10 protein-coding genes are annotated in these 18,175 nt (G+C 64.4%); 3 read left to right on the plus strand and 7 right to left on the minus strand.

Features of this window, described 5'->3' with window-relative positions; genetic code table 11:
* Positions 1-151 precede the first annotated feature (151 nt).
* Complete coding sequence (locus VFO93_RS08940) at positions 152-565, minus strand: DUF6960 family protein (protein ID WP_325134020.1); 414 nt, start codon at positions 563-565, stop codon at positions 152-154.
* Between the two features lie 857 nt (positions 566-1,422).
* Here VFO93_RS08940 and VFO93_RS08945 point away from each other — a divergent pair.
* The 3 genes from VFO93_RS08945 (at position 1,423) to VFO93_RS08955 (ending at position 12,986) form a co-directional block, all read left to right on the plus strand.
* On the plus strand, positions 1,423-6,993 hold the full coding sequence (locus VFO93_RS08945) for a T9SS type A sorting domain-containing protein (RefSeq protein ID WP_325134021.1): 5,571 nt from the start codon (positions 1,423-1,425) through the stop codon (positions 6,991-6,993).
* 188 nt (positions 6,994-7,181) lie between these two features.
* Positions 7,182-9,074 carry an alpha-amylase family glycosyl hydrolase gene (locus VFO93_RS08950; RefSeq protein WP_325134022.1) on the plus strand — a complete coding sequence of 631 codons (1,893 nt, stop codon included), beginning with the start codon at positions 7,182-7,184 and terminating at the stop codon, positions 9,072-9,074.
* Between the two features lie 324 nt (positions 9,075-9,398).
* Complete coding sequence (locus VFO93_RS08955) at positions 9,399-12,986, plus strand: M36 family metallopeptidase (protein WP_325134023.1); 3,588 nt, start codon at positions 9,399-9,401, stop codon at positions 12,984-12,986.
* A 109-nt stretch (positions 12,987-13,095) separates the two neighbouring features.
* On the opposite strand, the gene trpS is transcribed toward VFO93_RS08955, so the two are convergent.
* The 6 genes from trpS to VFO93_RS08985 form a co-directional block, all read right to left on the minus strand.
* Entirely contained in the window at positions 13,096-14,073 is a 978-nt protein-coding gene (trpS, locus tag VFO93_RS08960; RefSeq protein WP_325134024.1) for a tryptophan--tRNA ligase, read from the minus strand.
* 15 nt (positions 14,074-14,088) lie between these two features.
* On the minus strand, positions 14,089-14,766 hold the full coding sequence (locus tag VFO93_RS08965) for a hypothetical protein (protein ID WP_325134025.1): 678 nt from the start codon (positions 14,764-14,766) through the stop codon (positions 14,089-14,091).
* Positions 14,767-14,794: 28 nt separating this feature from the next.
* Positions 14,795-15,541, minus strand: coding sequence for a queuosine precursor transporter (locus VFO93_RS08970; protein WP_325134026.1), 747 nt, complete (start codon positions 15,539-15,541; stop codon positions 14,795-14,797).
* Positions 15,542-15,696: 155 nt separating this feature from the next.
* Positions 15,697-16,614, minus strand: coding sequence for a ribonuclease Z (locus VFO93_RS08975; RefSeq protein WP_325134027.1), 918 nt, complete (start codon positions 16,612-16,614; stop codon positions 15,697-15,699).
* Between the two features lie 179 nt (positions 16,615-16,793).
* Entirely contained in the window at positions 16,794-17,168 is a 375-nt protein-coding gene (locus VFO93_RS08980; RefSeq protein WP_144845077.1) for an STAS domain-containing protein, read from the minus strand.
* Complete coding sequence (locus VFO93_RS08985; protein ID WP_325134028.1) at positions 17,149-18,156, minus strand: DUF4198 domain-containing protein; 1,008 nt, start codon at positions 18,154-18,156, stop codon at positions 17,149-17,151. The genes VFO93_RS08980 and VFO93_RS08985 overlap by 20 nt, the downstream gene beginning before the upstream one ends.
* Between the last annotated feature and the right edge of the window lie 19 nt (positions 18,157-18,175).

Below are 18,175 nucleotides of genomic sequence, written 5' to 3' on the forward strand. Positions count from 1 at the left end.
CGCAGCGAAGCGAAGTCGAAGCATCTCTGCCGCTTCATCCAAGCCCTTCAACGAAGCGGTAGAGATGCTTCGCTGCGCTCAGCATGACGGCCGTTTTCCCCACTCATCCACTCATCCACTCATCCACTCATCCACTCATCCACTCACCTACTCATTCTACCTTGCGCAGCTCGTCGGCCTCAAACACCCGCGCCACTTTGCGCTTGCGCTCGACCAACTGGTAGCGGGCGCGGTCTTCGCTTTCGCTCCAGAAAATATCGGACACCAGCCCGTGATGCGCGGGGCGGCCGGCGGGCGGGCGCACCTCCTCTACCAGGTCGCCAAAGCCGAAGGGTGGCTTGTTATACAGCTCCTTGAATAGCTCGCCGCGCACCAGAAACTGCTGCTCGTCGTAGCGCAGCGTTATCCACTCGCTGTCGTCGTCGAGGTCGCTCACTTTCTCAAATACTTTGCCCACCGGGTGCACCCACTCAAACGAGCGGCGGTTGGCGGGGTGCAGGTAGGAGTAGCCGTAGTCGGGCGACCAGGCATACAAGCCAAAAACAACGGGGCGCGGGCGGGGCATGAGACAGGTAGTAAACAGTAGGGCTACGCTAAACCCCGAAACCGGGCCGCTGGTTGCGCCAGCCGGCATTTTCCGGGGCGTGGGCCCCGTTGGCTTGCCCGGCCCTCACCGGCCCGTGGCGGCGGGCGCGGCGGCACGGCGAATCCCCACGACTGACCAGCTTACTAGTTAGCTTTTTAACGAAGGCCCTCGCCGCTTGGCGAGGGCTTTTTTAGTGGCTAATACCTGGACGGTTGGTTTATTACCAATGCATTAACTTTCTAATTTCTCTTTGCACTATCCCTTTGGATGAAAATAATTTTGACGTCGCTTTATGCATTCTTCATCTTTTTTCAGCCCACTTACCTTCCTTCTTTCCCCACATGAATCATCCTCTACTTACGCGCTCCCGGCACCCCGCCCGCTGGCTGCTGAGTACCCTTTGGCTACTGCTGCTGCCGCTGCTGGGCTGGGGGCAGACTACCACCGTCTTTAACGTTACGGGTGCCGCTTTACCTACCGGCTGGGTTGGTAATAACAATGTCAGCACATTGACCATAGCCCAAAGCAGCTATTTTTTGCTTGAGCCTGGTACTTCGCCCGATAATATCATCACCTCGACATACGACCTTACCGGCTTCTCTACAGCCACTTTCTCGCTTAACGTAGCAGGTTATGGCGGCGCTACTTATACGCCGGCCAAAGTAGAGATATCCTATGATAATGGGGCGACTTATAAGCAGACAAGTATTACTTCAACTCCTTCTTCGTCAAGCTATTCTACTAGCAATATTACGTTAACCGAGACGCTTACCGCACAGGTCATCATTCGAATTAGTAATAACAGTACGACTGCTCAAGCAGGCCGCGGCGTTCGCTTGCAAAATCTTAAGCTGGTAGGCACTGCGGCAACTACGCCTACCTCCCCCACTCTCACCACGGCGGCCGCCAGCAGCCTCACGGCCACCTCGGCCACGCTCAACGGCAACCTTAGCAGCTTTGGCGCGCCCACTGGCAGCAGCCCGGCCTACGGCTTCGTGTACAGCGTGGCTTCGGCCAATGCCGCGCCTGCCCTCGGCGGCGCGGGCACTACTCCCCTCACCACGGGCACGGCGGCCGCTACGGGCGCATTTAGCAGCCCGGCTACTGGCCTCTTGGCCAATACCTTGTACGCCGCCCAGGCCTACGCCACCAACGGCACGGGCACGGGCTACGGCGGGGTCGTCAGCTTCACTACCCTGGCCAATGTGAGCAGCACCACCGATGCCGCGCCCGGCCAAACCACGGCCGCGCCCGGCGGCACGGTAGCCGCCGATGGCGGCGCGGCCATCAGCGAGCGGGGCGTGTACTACAGCACCACCAGCGGCTTTGTGCCCCCGGCCGGCACCAAGGTAGTAGCCTCGGCGGCCACGGGCGCGGGCAGCTTCACGAGCGCGCTCACGGGCCTGGCGGCCGGCACTACCTACTACGTGGTGGCCTACGCCACCAACGCGGGCGGCACCAGCTACGGCGCGGAGGTGAGCTTCACCACGGCTGCCGCCACGGCCGCGCCCACCGTGAGCACCATCAGCGCCAACGCTACCGGCCAGACCACGGCCACGGCCACCGGCAACGTGAGCAGCGAAGGCTCGGCCGGCGTGACCGAGCGGGGCGTGTACTACGGCACTACCAGCGGCTCGGTGGCTACCACCGGCACCAAAATAGTAGCCGGCGCGCCCACCGGCGCGGGCACGTTTACGAGCGCGCTCACGGGCCTCGCGGGCCTCACCACCTACTACGTGGTGGCCTACGCTACCAATGCGGTGGGCACCAGCTACGGCACCGAAGTGAGCTTCACCACCAACGGCACGGCGACCCTCATGGCCAGCCCGGCCACCCTGAGCCTGGGCACCACGGCCGTGAACACGCCGGGCGCAATAGTGACCTACAGCCTCGGCGGCGCGGGCCTCACGGGCAGCGTGACCGTGACGCCCCCAGCCGGCGTGGAGGTTTCGACCGATGGCTTTTTGACAGCAGCCAACAGCAGCACGGCCTCGCTCACGCTAACCCCGGCCGACGTGGCGGCGGGCGCTACCATCTCGGTGCGCCTAGCGGCGGGCGCGGCGGGCACTATTACCAATCAGAATATTACAAACGCTACGGCGGGTGCCGTAACGCAAAACGTGGCCGTGAGCGGCACGGTGGCCGCTGGCAGCAGCGCCTGCGTTGCCGAAAACTTCAACAGCTTCACGGGCACGGCCAGCTCGACCACGCAGCCGGGCTTCGCGACGGTGGGTTTGAGCAACTACACCTCGACGGGGAGCTCGGGGGCCGCGCCCAACGCGGTGCAGTTCATCAACAACAACTCCTCGCTGACGACCCCGACCGTAGCCAACCCGCAGCAGCTGCAATTTTATATCAAGGGTAATAGCGTTTCGGGCTCGTCGCTGCTGGTGGAAGGCCTGACCAATGGCGTGGCTACCACCATCGACAACATCACTTCTTTCCCAACTTCCTCCGGAACAGCGGCCAACACCAAAACCTACACGGCGGCCATGGGCATTCAAAGCAGCTTCACGAACTTCCGCTTCACCTTCTCAAAGGTCTCGGGCAACGTGGCTTTTGACGACCTCGTGGTGACTTGCGGGGCCTCGGCCCCGCTCACGGTGGCCACCGGCGCGCCCGGCGTGGCCGGGCCCTACTGCGTGGGCCAGAGCCCGGCCGGCGACGTAGCCCTGGCCGTGCCCTTCACCGTGACCAACGGCTCGTTTGCGGCCGGCAACGTGTTTACGGCCTATTTGAGCCGCGATGGCTTTGCCACGAAAACTGCCATCGGCACGCTGAGCGGCGTGGGCAGCGGCACCATCAGCGCTATTATCCAGCAGGCCAGCGGCCTGGTTACGGCCGGCAACTACCGCATCCGGGTAGAAGGCAGCACTACCGCCGCCACCCTTGCCGACAACGGCACCGACCTGAGCGTAGCCAGCTACCTCGACAATGAGGTGGCTTCGGCCACTGCCACCTCGGGCAATACGCAGGCCACGCTGACCTTCGCGGCCCCGGCCGCTTGTGCCACCAACGTCGTTGTGACCGTCAAGGCCGGTACCAGCGTGGGCACTGCGGCCAAGCCCCAGGTGGGCGGCAGCTACGCGCCCGGCGCGAGCACCAGCACGGGCGCAGTGGTATTCGGCACCGGCACCGACCTCGGCGGCGGGCAGTACGTGGTGTACAATGGCCCGGCCAGCGGTAGCATCACCGTCACCGGCCTCACCAACGGCACGCGCTACGCCTTCGGCGTCTTCACTACCAACGGCGGCGCGAGCGGCGCCACTGGCTACAGCAACGGCACCTCGCGCTCGGTGGTGCCCGTGGCCCCGGCCATCGTGACGGAGCTGGTAGTGCCGCAGTACCTGAGCGGCCACGCCAGCGGCAGCACCACCCACAGCACGCGCCTGCCCTACGTGTGGCGCGCCACCCTCAGCAGCCTGCAACCCAGCACTACGTACAAGTACTACCCCGCCGTGCGCCTGGCCACTGAGCCCACCAACGCGGCCGGCGCGGGCAACCCGATTGACTTGAAAACGGCCGGCGCGTTTGTGCGCAAAACCACGTCGGGTCTCGATAACAATAGCTTTACCTTCACCACCGATGCCAGCGGCAGCTACACCGGCTGGTTTGGCCTGGAGCCCACCGGCGACGCTCGCTTCACCGACCAGGCCGTGGTGTACCCGATGGTAGTGCTCAACGGCGGCGACGGCGGCAACGTGGCCACCCAGTTTCTGGCCACCAGTAGCCCCGTTACGGTGTTGCAATTGAATGCCTCGGCCACGGGCGCTACCGGCGTGCGCGGCAACTCGTTTGGCACGCCCGGCAACCTCGTGCTGACCTACGACAACCCCGCCGGCACCGGCCGCCCGCTGGCCGGCACCTGGCTCGAAAGCGACGGCCTCACCGCCAGCAGCTACCCCAGCTTTTACAACACCGCCAACGTGGACGGCGTGGCCGGGGCCTACGGCCTGCTCACGCCCAATGCCAATGCCAGCGGCATTCAGCGCGTAGAGCAGCGCGCCCTGGCCGATGGCAGCCTCGTGGGCTGCGCGGCCACCAGCGCCACCGGCGCCTGGGCCACGGCCAACACGGCCAGCCCTAGCGGCGGCACCACGGCCCTGGTGCTCAGCAGCGGCGATACGCCCTTCGCAGCCCCGACGCTGACCGCTACCAGCTCGACTTCGATATACCCCGGCCAGACGCTGACGCTCACGGGCACCGGCTTCGCGACGGCTCCGAACGCGCAGGTAGTTTTCGCGCCGGGCAGCACGGTGGCGGCCGCTACCGTCAACGCGGCGGGCACCAGCCTCACGGTGGTAGTGCCCTCGGGTGCGGGCAACGGCACCATCGCCGTGGCCAACGGCTGCGGCACCAGCGCCACGCTGGCCACCACCGTGCCGCCGCCCTCGGCACCCGGCATTCTGCTGGTAGAAGATGACTTCGACTACCCCGCCGGCAGCCTGCTCACCAGCAACGGCTGGACCGGCAGCGGCAGCGGTAGTACCAGCAACACGATGACCGTGGCCGACAACGAAACGGCGGCCAACTACCCCAAAGGCGCGGCCCTGGGCAGCCTGCCGGCCGGTACGTCGAGCCGCGCCCGCATTCTGGGCGAAAACACGAGCAACGGTATTATTTACCGCTCGTTTGGCACGCCGCCCAGCGGGGCTACGGCGCTTTACGCGGCTGCCGTCATCAATTTTTCGAGCGTCGAAAACGTGAGCGGCTCCAACTACCTGCTGGCCTTCCGCACGTCGGGCACGCTCAGCTACCGCGGGCAGGTGCAGGTGGCGCGGGTGAGCGGCAATCCGGCCGCCTTCACGGTGGCGCTGCGTGGCTCGGGCAGCTTTATCGCCTCGCCCACCGAGTTTGCGGTGGGCACGCCCTACGTGCTGGTGCTGAAAACGGAAAACAGCGCCGCTACCAACAACACCGACGTGTACAGCCTGTACCTGCTGCCCGCCTCGGCCGACCTCAGCCAGGAGCCGACCACCCCGCTGCTCACGGCTGCGGGCGGTAGCTTCTTCAGCACCACTACCGCGTTTTGCATTCGCCAGGGCGACTCGAACAACCCCAACGCCTACCTCGACGGTGTGCGCGTAGCTACCGGCTGGGGCGCGGCCGTGGGCAACCCTGTGTACACGGCGGCCAGCGCTACCATCGCGGCCGGCAACTACAACAGCCTGACGTTGGACAACGCCAGCACTCTGACGCCCATCGGCGGCGTGAACGTGGAAAGCCAGCTCACGCTCACCAGCGGCACCATCAACACGACGGCTACCAACTCGCTGACCTTGTACCCGGCCGTGGCCGTGACGCCCGCCGTGGCCAGCAGCACCAGCGGCTACGTGAATGGCCCCGTGCTGCGGCCGGTGCCGGCCCTGAGTGGCGCGCAGTCGTTTGTGTTTCCGGTGGGCAGCGGCGGCAACTACCGCCCGCTGACCCTCAACGTGGCCGCCCAAGCCAGCCCCGCCACCTACACCGCCACCCAGACCGAAGGCAACGCCGGCCAGAGCTTCTCGAATGGCAATGGCCTGGGCGCGGCTCCGCTGGTGCGGGTATCGGCCCAGCGCTATTATTCCGTCACGACCAGCAACGCGGGCAGCGGCTTCAGCGGCACCGTAACCCTGACCTTCGCCCCCAACGACTACGTGAACGCCCCGGCCAACGCCGGCCTGGTAGTAGCCAAGCGCGATGCCCAGGCCGCCGACCCCAACGACGACAACAAGTGGACGAACCTGGGCAGCAGCGCCCACTCGGGCACGGGCACCGGCGCGTCGCCGGTGAGCGGCAGCCTCACCTCGGCCGTGTTCACGAGCTTTTCCGACTTCACGCTGGGCGCTACCAATGCCGACCCGAGCATTAACCCGCTGTCGTCGTCGGCCAGCGGCCCGCTGCCGGTGCAGCTCGTCAGCTTTGCTGCGGCGCGGCAGGGCAGCGGCGTGCGGGTAACCTGGGCCACGGCCAGCGAGAAAAACAGCGATTACTTCGTGGTAGAGCGCTCGCTCGATGGCCACACCTTTGCCCGCGTGGCGCGCGTGGCCGCCCAGGGCACCACCGCCCAGGGCCACGCCTACGCCAGCCTCGACGGCGCGGCCCCGGCCGCCCGGCTCTACTACCGCCTGCGCCAGGTAGACCTCGACGGCACGGTGGCCTACTCGCCCGTGGTGACGGTAGCCGCCGCCGACGCTGCCACGGCCGAGCTTATCCTCGCTCCCAACCCCGCCCGCGAAAGCGTGAGCTTCGAGACCCCAACGCCCACCGCCTACGGCGTGCGCAACGCGCTGGGCCAGCTGCTGCGCAGCGGCACTACCGTGGCCGGCCCCAACCGCCTGCCGGTGCAAGAGCTGCCGGCCGGCGTGTACTTCCTGGAGCTGCACGGCGCGGCGGGCCGCGTGGTGCGCAAGTTTGTGAAGGAGTAGTTGGCTGCTTCTTTACCAACCCTTTAGCTGAATGCCCCGCGCTGCTTGCGCGGGGCATTTTTTGTGAGGCGCGGCCTGGTAGCGCCGCGTTCATATCCTAAAGCTCCGCTATATCGTACAAGCCTGCACTTAGCTGCTGAGCGCGCCGGTTGGCTTCCTTTCTGAAGCCAGCGCGCCGGCTTTTTTTTATGCCCTCCCTCACGCTACCCCGGCCCCCGGCCAAGCCGGTTTCTTCTGCCCAAAAATCAGACTCTGCTACTACTAAAACGCAGCCTAAACCCACCGTGCCCGCCAGCACCGCCCCCGTGCGCGACGGCTTTGGGGCGCTGCCCCACGACGGCGGCACCACCTTCCGGGTGTGGGCCCCGGCCGCCTCGGCCGTGTCGGTCGTCGGCACGTTTAATGACTGGAACAAGGACGCCAACCCGCTGCAAGCCGAAGACGGCGGCAACTGGGCCGCCGACCTGCCCCACGCCAAGGCCGGCGATGGCTACAAGTTTGTACTGCAAACCCCCGCCGGCGAGCTCACCCGCAACGACCCCTACGCCCGCGCCATGACCAACTCGGCCGGGCACTCGCTGGTGTTCGACCCACAGAGCTTCGACTGGGAAGGCGACAATTTTCAGATGCCCGCCTGGAACGACCTCGTTATCTACGAGCTGCACATCGGCACCTTCAACGTGAAAGAGCCGGGCAAGCCGGGCACGTTCTACGACGTAATCGAGCGCCTCGACTACCTGCAAAGCCTGGGCGTGAACTGCATCGAGATAATGCCGGCCACCGAGTTTCCGGGGGCTTATTCGTGGGGCTACAACCCCTCGAACCCCTTCGCGCTGGAAAGCGACTACGGCGGGGCCGCCGGCTTTCAGGCCCTGGTGAAGGCCGCGCACCAGCACGGCATCGCGGTGGTGCTCGATGTGGTGTATAACCACTTCGGGCCGGGCGACCTCGACTTGTGGCAATTTGATGGCTGGCAGGAAAACGACGGGGGCGGCGTGTATTTCTATAACGACTGGCGCGCCGAAACGCCCTGGGGCCACAACCGCCCCGACTACGGCCGCCCCGAGGTGCGCCGCTACATCCGCGACAATGCCCTGATGTGGCTCGAAGACTACCACTGCGACGGCCTGCGCATGGATGCCATCGCCTTCATTCGCAACGTGCACGGCGAGGAAGACCCCGGGGCCGACCTGCCCGACGGCTGGAGCCTGATGCGCTGGGTAAACGAGGAAATCAGAAATCGCCAGCCCTGGAAAATCACCATCGCCGAAGATTTGCGCGGCAACCCCGCCATCACGGGCGCGCCCGAAAACGGTGGTGAGGGCTTTTCGGCGCAATGGTCGTCGTCATTTATCTACCCCGTGCACGACGCCCTGACGACCATGCAGGACGCCGACCGCGACATGTACGCCATCAGCCGGGCCATTTGCACGAGCTACAACGGCGATGTTTTTCAGCGCGTTATCTACACCGAAAGCCATGACGAGGTAGCCAACGGCAAAAGCCGCCTACCCGAAGAAATCGGCGGTGGCAACGTGGAAAGCTACTTCGCCAAAAAGCGCATGGTACTCGGCGCGGCCCTCACGCTGACCTCGCCCGGCATCCCGATGCTGTTTCAGGGGCAGGAGTTTCTGGCCCCCGGCTCGTTCAACGACACCGAGCCGCTGAATTGGGACTGGGCGGCGGCGCACGGCGGCCTCATCCAGCTTTACCGCGACCTCATTGCGCTGCGGCGTAATTTCCAAGGCACCACGGCGGGCCTGCACGGGCAGGGCTGCCGCGTGTTTCACGTGAATAACAACGACAAAATCGTGGCCTACGCCCGCTGGGACGGCGACATCGAAAACGCCACGATTATTATTGCCAACTTCGCCAACCAGGCGCACCAGGGCTACACCATCGGCCTGCCCAGCGGCGGCTTCTGGACGGTGCGTTTCAACTCAGACTGGCAGGGCTACGACCACGATTTCCAGAATTTCCCGTGCTACGGCACCGACGCCCAGGGCGGCGACTACGACGGCTTTGGCCAGCACGGCAGCTTCGACCTCGCGCCCTACGGCGTGGTAGTGCTCTCGCGCTAGGCTGCGCGGCAGTTGCCCATCGAAAAGCCCCTTCCAAGAAGCAGGAAGGGGCTTTTTGGTTTTAGGTCAATACGTTCAAAGGCGCGGGCCGGCACCCACCCTACTGTTCACCTTACTCCGCGAAATGCAAGCTGCTTCAAACTGCTTGCAGATTTAAAAAAGAGCTAGCAGCCTGAAAATGCCCGCCTTGCCAGCTTCCAGGTAGCGCTAATAAACTGACTGCGAGAAAATAAAGATTCCAGAATCGTAGCTTAGCATTCTGATAATATCTGGTTGGCCCACGCCGCCGGATGCCCGCTTGTCTTTCCCCACTTTTTGTTCTTTATGAAGAAATCCTTTACCCGCAAGCTAAGCCTGGCCGTACTTGGCCTGCTGCCGCTGGCCGCGCTGCACGCGCAAACGCTCGACCCGGCCCTGGCGCTGGAAAAGGCCCAGGCCACCCGCGCCCAGTGGGCCGGCCCCGGCTTCACGGCCGCCGAGGCGCGCCTGAGCAGCGCCTATGCCGATGCCAACGGCCTGGAACACGTGTACATGCAGCAGCTCTACCGGGGCATTCCGGTGTATAATCACATGCAGTCGCTGGCCTTTAAGGGCAGCCGGCTGGCCTTGCACACGGGCAGCTTTGTGCCGGCCAAGCAGCTGGCGGACCTGGCCGCCACGCCGGGCCTGACGGCGGCGGCGGCCGTGAGCCGCGCCCTGCTGCACGTGCGCGGCACCGACACGGGCACCCCCAAGCGCCTCACGGCCGAGGGCGGCCCCGAGGCGCGGCAAACGTTTGACAAAGCCGACATCGCCCACCACGACATCGTGGCCAGCCTCACCTGGGCCTTCGACAAAGACCAGCGCCCGCACCTGACCTGGAACGTGAACGTGGACCTGGTGGACTCGCCCGACTGGTGGAACGTGCGGGTGGACGCCCAGACCGGGGCCATCGTGGACAAAGACAACTGGACCACCCACGAAACCCTGCCGCACGCGGCCGAGGCCCCGGCCGCTGCCCCCACGCAGGGCTACCAGGCGATGAGCGCGCTGCTGGCGCTGGCTCCGCCGCCGCCTACCACGGCTACGGCCTCGTACCTGGTGGTGCCCTTCCCGCTGGAGCGGCCCTCCACGGCGGCCGGCAATGGCTTCGTGACCGACACCGACCCGTGGTTGCGCGCCGGGGCCAGCAATAATGCCGTGACCCACGGCTGGCACTTCGACGGCACCACCAACTACACCACCACGCGCGGCAACAACGTGTCGGCCTACGACGACGGGGCCTCGACCAACAACCCCGGCACCTACGCCACGTCGCAGACGGGCTCGCCCACGCTGACCTTCAACTACCCGGCCGACTTTACCCAGAACGCGGCCACTACCGCCAACCGCAACGCGGCCACGACCAACCTGTTTTACTGGAACAACATCATCCACGATGTAACCTACCAGTACGGCTTTACGGAGGCGGCCGGCAACTTCCAGGCCGATAACCTGGGCCGGGGCGGCATCGGCAATGACTACGTGCGGGCCGAGGCCCAGGACGGCGGCGGCAGCAACAACGCCAACTTCAGCACGCCCGTCGATGGCAGTAGCGGCCGGATGCAGATGTACCTCTGGAACCCCAGCACGCCGGCCTACTCGCTCACCGTAACGGCCCCCACCGCCGTGGCGGGCAGCTATACCGCCGTGGAAGGCCGCATCAGCGCCAATAACCGGCTATCGAGCGTGGGCCCGGTATCGGGCGAGCTGGCGCTGTACACCGATGCCGGCGCTACTACCAGCCTGGCCTGCGCAAGCTACGGCGGCACCACGCCGCTCACCGGCAAAATCGCGCTGCTGTATCGCGGGGGCACCTGCTCGTTTCCTACGAAGGTGAAAAACGCGCAGCTGGCCGGAGCCATCGGCGTGATTGTGGTCAACAACGTGACCACGAACCCGATTACGATGCCTGGCACTGACAATACCATCACGATTCCGGCCGTGATGGTATCGCAGGCCACCGGCGCGACGCTGGCCGCCCAGGTAGCCAACGCCGTGCAGGTAACGCTGCCCGTGAACGCCAACACCATCCAGCGCGACGGCGACTTCGACAACGGCGTGATGGTGCACGAGTACGGCCACGGCGTATCGACCCGCCTCACGGGTGGCCCGGCCAACAGCAGCTGCCTCGGCAATGCCGAGCAGGGCGGCGAGGGCTGGAGCGACTACCTGTCCTTGATGCTGAACACCAACTGGGCTACCGCCCAGCTCACCGACGGCCCCAATGCCCGCCCCATCGGCACCTTCGCCTCGGGCCAGGCCCCCACGGGCGGCGGCATCCGCCGTTACCCTTACTCTACCTCCATGACCACCAACCCGCTCACGTATGCCAACGTGGCGAGCAGCGTTATCCCGCACGGCGTAGGTGAAATCTGGTGCGCCACCCTGTGGGACATGACCTGGAACATCATCCAGCAGAAGGCTTTCATTCAGCCTAATATCTACAACACTACCGCCGACCCCGGCGGCAACGTCATCGCTCTCCAGCTCATGATGCAGGGGTTGAAGCTCCAGCCCTGCCAGCCCGGCTTCCTGGATGCCCGCGACGCCATCCTGGCCGCCGACTCGCTGCTCTACAACGGGGCGTACCACTGCGCCATCTGGCGCGCGTTCGCACGCCGGGGCATGGGCTACAACGCCGTGCAGGGCCTCTCGACCAGCACCACCGACCAGGTAGCCAATTTCGACCTGCCGCCCACCGTTATCCTCGACCAGCAGGAAGCCCTGCGCACCGGCAACAGCTTCACCATGTCGTTCAGGCTGAGCTGCGGCTGCCCGCCGGCCACGCCCACCGCGCCCTACACGCTCACCGCCGAGCTGCCCACGGGTTTGCAATTTATAAGCAGCAACAGCGGCGGCACGCTGGTCGGCAATAAGGTGACGTTCAGCAACCTCAACTTCACTACGCCCGGCCAAACGGCTACCGTGAGCTACGTGGCCCAGGCCACGGCCGCCGCCGCCTGCCCCATCGTGACGCCCGTAAATGACAACCGCGATAACGTGCTGGTGGGCGGCTTCGCCAGCCAAAAGCTGCTGGGCAACACAAACTGGACCACCAGCACCACCCGCGCCTACAGCCCCACTACCTCGTGGTACGCCGCCGAGCCGGCCGTCGATTCCGACTTCATGCTGACGTCGACGCTGTTCACGCCCACGGGCTTGTCGATGCTGTCGTTCTACCACTACTTCAATTTTGAAGGCGGCTACGACGGCGGCACCGTGGAGCTATCGACCGACAACGGCACGACCTGGCTCGATGCCACTAGCTACTTCGTGCAAAACGGCTACAACAGCACCTTCGCCGCCGGCACGCTGGCCCCCGGCCTGCGCTGCTTCTCGGGCCTGAGCGATAAGACGCCCGGCACTTTCATGCGCTCGCTGCTCGATTTGCGCAGCTTTGCCGGGCAGCCGCTGCTCGTGCGCTTCCGCGTGCGGACTGACACGGGCAACTCCACTGCCGTGGAAGGCTGGTATATCGATAACATCCAGGTGCTCAATGGCTGCGGCGGACCACAGCTCATCGAGCTGCGCACCGGCGCGGGCACGCTGCAAACCGCGCAGCCCATCTTCACCTACCTGCTGCCCTCGGGCGCGCTGGCCACGCAGGCCGGCACGCTGGCCGCCGCCAGCCAGTTCCTGGCCCACCCCAACCCCTTCGGCAGCGCCGGCCTGCAAGTGCAGCTGACCTTGCCCACCGCGCAGGCAAAGCTGGGCCTCACCCTGCTCGACGTGACGGGCCGCACCCTGCTGCGCCGCAGCGTGGCGCAGGCCGCCGCCGGCACCAGCACCCTCAGCTGGCCCGAAACGGCCAGCCTGCCCGCCGGCCTCTACCTGCTGCAAGTGCAGCTGCCCGATGGCAGCACCACCACCCTGCGCGTAGAGCACGAATAAGCGTTGCTTCACCCACAAAAAACGGCCCGCTGATAGTCAGCGGGCCGTTTTTTTGTGGGAGGTAGTTGGAAAGCTCGGAGCAGGCTCTTGCCCTGACCGAAAAGCTGCGCTAGGGGTGGCCGTAGCCTACCTTCTGGCGCACTTTGGCCAGCACGCCCGCACCGTAGGCCTGGGCTTTGCGGGCACCTTCGGCGAGGCGGGCGTCGAGCTCGGGCAGGTTATTCAGGTAGTAGTCGAACAAGCGGCGCTCTTCGGCAAAGCGCTGCATGATAAGCTCGTACAGCTCTTTTTTGGCGTGGCCGTAGCCGTAGCCACCGGCTTCGTAGTTCTGGCGCATGGCGGCCGTTTGGGCGGGCGAGGCCAGTAGCGAGTACAGCTTGAACGTCACGTCCTTGTCCGCCTTTTTGGGCTCTTCGAGCGGCGTGCTGTCCGAGATGATGCTCTTCACAGCTTTCAGCAGCTCTTTTTCGGGGGCAAAAATGTCGATGATGTTACCGTAGCTTTTGCTCATCTTCTGCCCATCCACGCCCGGAATGGTCATTATTTGCTCGTCTACCTTGGCCTGCGGCAGCACCAGCGTATCGCCGTAGCGGTTGTTGAAGGCCGTGGCAATGTCGCGGGCTATTTCGAGGTGTTGCACCTGGTCTTTGCCCACCGGCACAAAGTCGGCGTCGTAGAGTAGGATGTCGGCTGCCATCAGCACCGGGTAGGTAAAAAGGCCGGCGTTTACGTCCGAAAGCCTATCCGACTTATCCTTGAAGCTGTGCGCGTTGGCCAGCATGGGGTAGGGCGTAAAGCACGACAAGTACCACGCCAGTTCCGTTACCTGCGGCACGTCGGACTGCCGGTAAAACAAATTTTTCTCGGTGTCGAAGCCACAGGCCAGCCAGGCGGCGGCCACCGCGTAGGTGTTGGCGCGCAGTAGCGCGGGGTCGCGCACGGTAGTGAGCGAGTGCAGGTCGGCAATGAAGTAGAGCGACTCGTTGGCCGAGTGCTTAGAAAGCTCGATGGCGGGCAAAATGGCGCCGAGCAAATTGCCCAAATGCGGGCGGCCGGTGCTTTGGATGCCGGTGAGGATACGGGACATGTAGGTTAAAATTAATCAGTTGCCAGTCGGGGCCGGGTCGGGGCCGGCTGGCGGTAACAACGGTCTTTCGGCAGTAGGAAAATAAAACGGCTGCCCCGAATTTAAGGCCCGCACCAGCGCCGGCAGGCTGTCGATAGTGATGGCCCCGTATTCGACCAGCTGCCGCAAGTCGGGGCGCGCAGCAAAGTACGGCAGCAGCGCCTGCTGAAAGCGCCGGCCCTTGCCGGCCGAGTTCACGGGCAGCGCCACCACCGAGTCGGCGGCGGCCTCGTGCAGCAGGTAGGTAGCGAGCGGCGTGGTCGTGGTGTTGTCGTGGCCGCCCACGTAGTGCGTGTAGCGCAGCAAGGATACCCGGCCGCTGTCGAGCACCTCCACAAAGAGCCGGCTCGACTGCCGGGTGGCCCACAGCCCGCTTTTGGCCTTGAAGCCCTGGGCCGTGGTGTAGCGCACGCGGCCCACCTGCACGCGGTACACGTCTTCGGGCTTGTAGCGCAGCGTCTGGCCCTGGTCGGTAAACACGATAAGCTCGTGGGCGTACACGCGCAGGCTACCGCGGCGGGGCTGCTGCTGGTCGGTGCGCAGAAAGTACGTGCCCGGCCAGCCTTTGCCGTTAAAGAGCAGGCTCTTATGCATTTGCGCCCGCACCGCCGGCAGCATTCCCACTAGGAAAAAGCAAGTAAAAAATAGGCGCATAGGCAGGCAGCAAAACGAAAGACGAAAGCTACACGCTTTTATCGACAATTGCTTCGGCCTGGAGCTCTGCCGTTTCGGCCGGGCCGAGGTAGCGGTCAATGAGGTAGTGGGCCAGGTAGAGCAGCGGCGTGAGCAGCACCGCCGCCGCGCACTTGTACCAGTAGTTGAAGGTAGCCACGCTGACTACTTGTGCCAGCGGCCAGTTGCCAAACACGTGAAACGCCACGTAGAGCACCACGAAGCTGTCGACGAGCTGCGAAATGAGCGTGGAGCCCGTGGCCCGCAGCCAGATAAAGCGGCTGCCCGTGACGCGCCGAAACGCCTGAAACACGCTGGCATCCAGCACCTGCCCAATGACAAAGGCCGTGAGCGAGCCCACGATAATGCCCAGCCCCTGCCGGAAAATACTCTGGTAAGCAAACTCGATGTCGAACGGCCGGCCCTGCGCGTCGGTCTTGTTGAGACTAAGCCAGAAATCGGCAGGCGCGAGCTTGGTCGTGCCCAAAATCACTAGAAAAGCGTACAAAATCAGCCCCACCGTGAGCCAGGTGATGCGCAGCACGCCCTTGCGCCCAAAGTACTCGTTGATAACGTCGGTGCCAATAAACACGACCGGCCACACCAGCACGCCCGCCGAAAGGCTACCCGTGAGGCCGAAGGTTTTTTCAACCGAAAAAATCTTGACACCGATTATTTCGGCCAGCAGGGCATTCACCAGAAATATGCCGCTGAGGACGAGGTAGAGCTGCTGCTTTTTGTGGGCGTAGGAAGTCATGTCAAGTTGTGAAACGGGCGCGCCCGTCATGCTGAGCGTTCTGCGCATCAAGCAGCGACGCAGCGGAGTCGAAGCATCTCTACCACTTCGTTGCTAGCATTAAGAAGTTAGTTCACCGATAGAGATGCTTCGGCTCCGCTCAGCATGACACTGGGTTATACACTCACCAGCAAGCCTTCAATCGCCAAATCGGTATTCGGAAAAACTGCCTGCGCCTCGGCCAAATGCGCGGCCAGTTGCTTGTAGCGCGATGAGAAGTGCCCAATCAGCAGGCGGCCCACGCCGGCCGCCCGCGCCAGCTCGGCGGCCTGGCGGGCGGTGCTGTGGTGGGTGTGGGCGGCGCGCTCGCGCAGCTCTTCCAGGAAGGTAGCCTCGTGGTAAAGCACGTCGGCCCCGCGCACCAGCGCGGCCAGCGCGGGCGTGTAGAGCGTGTCGGAGCAGAAAGCGTAGCGGCGGGGCGCGGCGGCGGGCACCGATACGTCGGCGTGGCGCAGGGCGGGGCGGCCAGTGGCGGGGTCGGTGGGCAGGTCGAGGCCCTGGGCCAGCTGGGCCAGCTCGGCGGGGCTGAGGCCCACGGGCAGGCGCTCCTTCACCAGCCGGTCGCGCCGGGGCTGCTCCTCGAAGAGGTAGCCACAGCACGGCACGCGGTGGCGCATGGGCAGGGTCGAAACCTTGATGAGCGCATCGGCATACACCACGGCGTGGGCCTCGGTATCGACGGGCACGAAGTCGAGGTTGAACCCATACTGCACGCCCGAGTGCATGGCCTGGGTAGTGAGCACCTGGTCGAGGCCGGGCGGCCCCACGATGGTGAGCGGCTCTTGCCGGCCCTGCAAGTGCAGCGTGCCCAGCAGCCCAAACAGGCCAAAATAGTGGTCGCCGTGCAGGTGCGAGATAAAAATAACCCGCAGCGAGCTCAGGCGGCGCTTGAGCTCCATCAGCCGCCACTGCGTGCCCTCGCCGCAGTCGATGAGGTAGCGGCCTTCGCCCACGGCCAGCAGCTGGGCGGTGGGGTGGCGGCCCACCATCGGCGTGGCCGACGCGCTGCCGAGTATCTGAAGCTCAAATTGCATGTCCTGTCCTAAGCTGCTGGCTATTAGCTGGTAGCTGCTGGCTTTTTCTCGAAAGCGCGTGCCGCCAGCAGGTAAGAGCCGATTAGTAAAATAAAAAAAGCTATTGGCTATCAGTTGTTCACTTTCCTGTAAAGAGGAAAGCCAACAGCTAACAGCCAATAGCTAACAGCTTAAAAAAGCTATTCTTTATCCGTGAGGTCGCGCTCGATGGAGTGCAGGAAAATGCGGTCGATGCCTTCTTCCACGGTGGGCAGGATGTGCAGCACCGACTCGAGCTTGCTGATGGTGATGAGCTTGAGCACGTGGTCTTGCAGGCCGGTGAGCACCAGCAGGCCGCCGGTCGAATTGCACAAGCGGTTGGCGATGAGGATGCTGCTGAGGCCCGACGAGTCGGTGTACTTCACGTTTTGCAGGTCCAGAATCAGGTTGTTGGTACCTTCCGCGTTCAGCTTCACAAACTCCGATTTCAGGTCGGGAGCTACGGTTGTATCAAGCTTTTTTTCATCAATGGTGATGACGGTGTAGCTCTCTTTTTTATCGATGGAGTATTTCATAAAGAAGCGCGTGGGGGCAAAAATGGCGATGCGAAAGGCGAAGGTAGCAACAAATTGGAAAATGCATAACGGGCATTTTCAACATATTCAGCAGTAACCATTTAGTAGCTGGGCGCTGGCGGCTGGGCGCTACCCCCTCGGGGCCGCCAAACGTCAGGGTTGCCCAGGTGCTCAGCCAGTCGGCCCGGCCTGCGAGGGCGGCCGGGGCGGGCTCTATATAGTTGGTGGCCACCAAGTAGGGGCCGCTGCTTGGCAGGCGTAACAATACCCGCCCGTTATTGTTTGCGCGGGTCGCGAAATGAGCGGGCGCAACTGGTGCGCTCCCCTTCTCGGGGGCGGGTTGAACTTCCCACACCTGCACCAGCGCGCCCGGCACCGGCTGCCCGCCGCGCAACACCCGCACCGTGAGCGCCGCGCCCGCCCGCAGCCGAAAGGGGTTTTGCTCGGGCACCAGCTCCAGCGGCAAACCCAGCACGCGGCGGTAGGTAGTGTCGGCCGGGCTGGCCGGGGCGCGGGCGCTGCTGGTGGCCAAAAGCAGGGTTTTAGCGCAGCGGCGGTAGGCCTCGCGGCCGGGCTTGGTAGTGGTTTCGCCTTGCTGCTGGCGGTATCGTAGGGCATTATCGAGCCCTTCTTCGCGCAGGTAGGCAGTGAATTTATCGGCCGGCAATTCAATGAATGAAGGCGCGCTGGTGAGCACTACCAACTGCGTGCCCGCTGTAGGGCAGGCCACGGCCGGCGCCACCGAGTCGGCCAGTAGCGCGGGGCGCAGGTCGGTGCTATCGGCCGCGCCGGCCGGGCCAAAGCGCACAAAGCGCCGCACCCGGCGCGTGGGCCGGGGCCAGGTTTCGCCTTTGAAGCCCTCGCCCACCAGCAGCCGCAGCGGCACCGTAGCGCCCACGGCCACGCGGAAGCTGGCGGGCTGGAGCCAGAACTCGTGGGCCAGGGCAGTGGTGGCTATTACGGAAAATACAGCGGCTAAACGCTTCAAATGTAGTTGTGTAGGCTTA

It is taken from the genome of Hymenobacter sp., from assembly GCF_035709525.1.
GTDB lineage: Bacteria > Bacteroidota > Bacteroidia > Cytophagales > Hymenobacteraceae > Hymenobacter.

Coding starts and splice junctions, on each gene's coding strand:
- VFO93_RS08970 (WP_325134026.1), bottom strand. CDS start 15,541: ATGACTTCCTACGCCCACAAAAAGCAGCAGCTCTACCTCGTCCTCAGC.
- VFO93_RS08975 (WP_325134027.1), bottom strand. CDS start 16,614: ATGCAATTTGAGCTTCAGATACTCGGCAGCGCGTCGGCCACGCCGATG.
- VFO93_RS08955 (WP_325134023.1), top strand. CDS start 9,399: ATGAAGAAATCCTTTACCCGCAAGCTAAGCCTGGCCGTACTTGGCCTG.
- VFO93_RS08940 (WP_325134020.1), bottom strand. CDS start 565: ATGCCCCGCCCGCGCCCCGTTGTTTTTGGCTTGTATGCCTGGTCGCCC.
- VFO93_RS08950 (WP_325134022.1), top strand. CDS start 7,182: ATGCCCTCCCTCACGCTACCCCGGCCCCCGGCCAAGCCGGTTTCTTCT.
- trpS (WP_325134024.1), bottom strand. CDS start 14,073: ATGTCCCGTATCCTCACCGGCATCCAAAGCACCGGCCGCCCGCATTTG.
- VFO93_RS08965 (WP_325134025.1), bottom strand. CDS start 14,766: ATGCGCCTATTTTTTACTTGCTTTTTCCTAGTGGGAATGCTGCCGGCG.
- VFO93_RS08980 (WP_144845077.1), bottom strand. CDS start 17,168: ATGAAATACTCCATCGATAAAAAAGAGAGCTACACCGTCATCACCATT.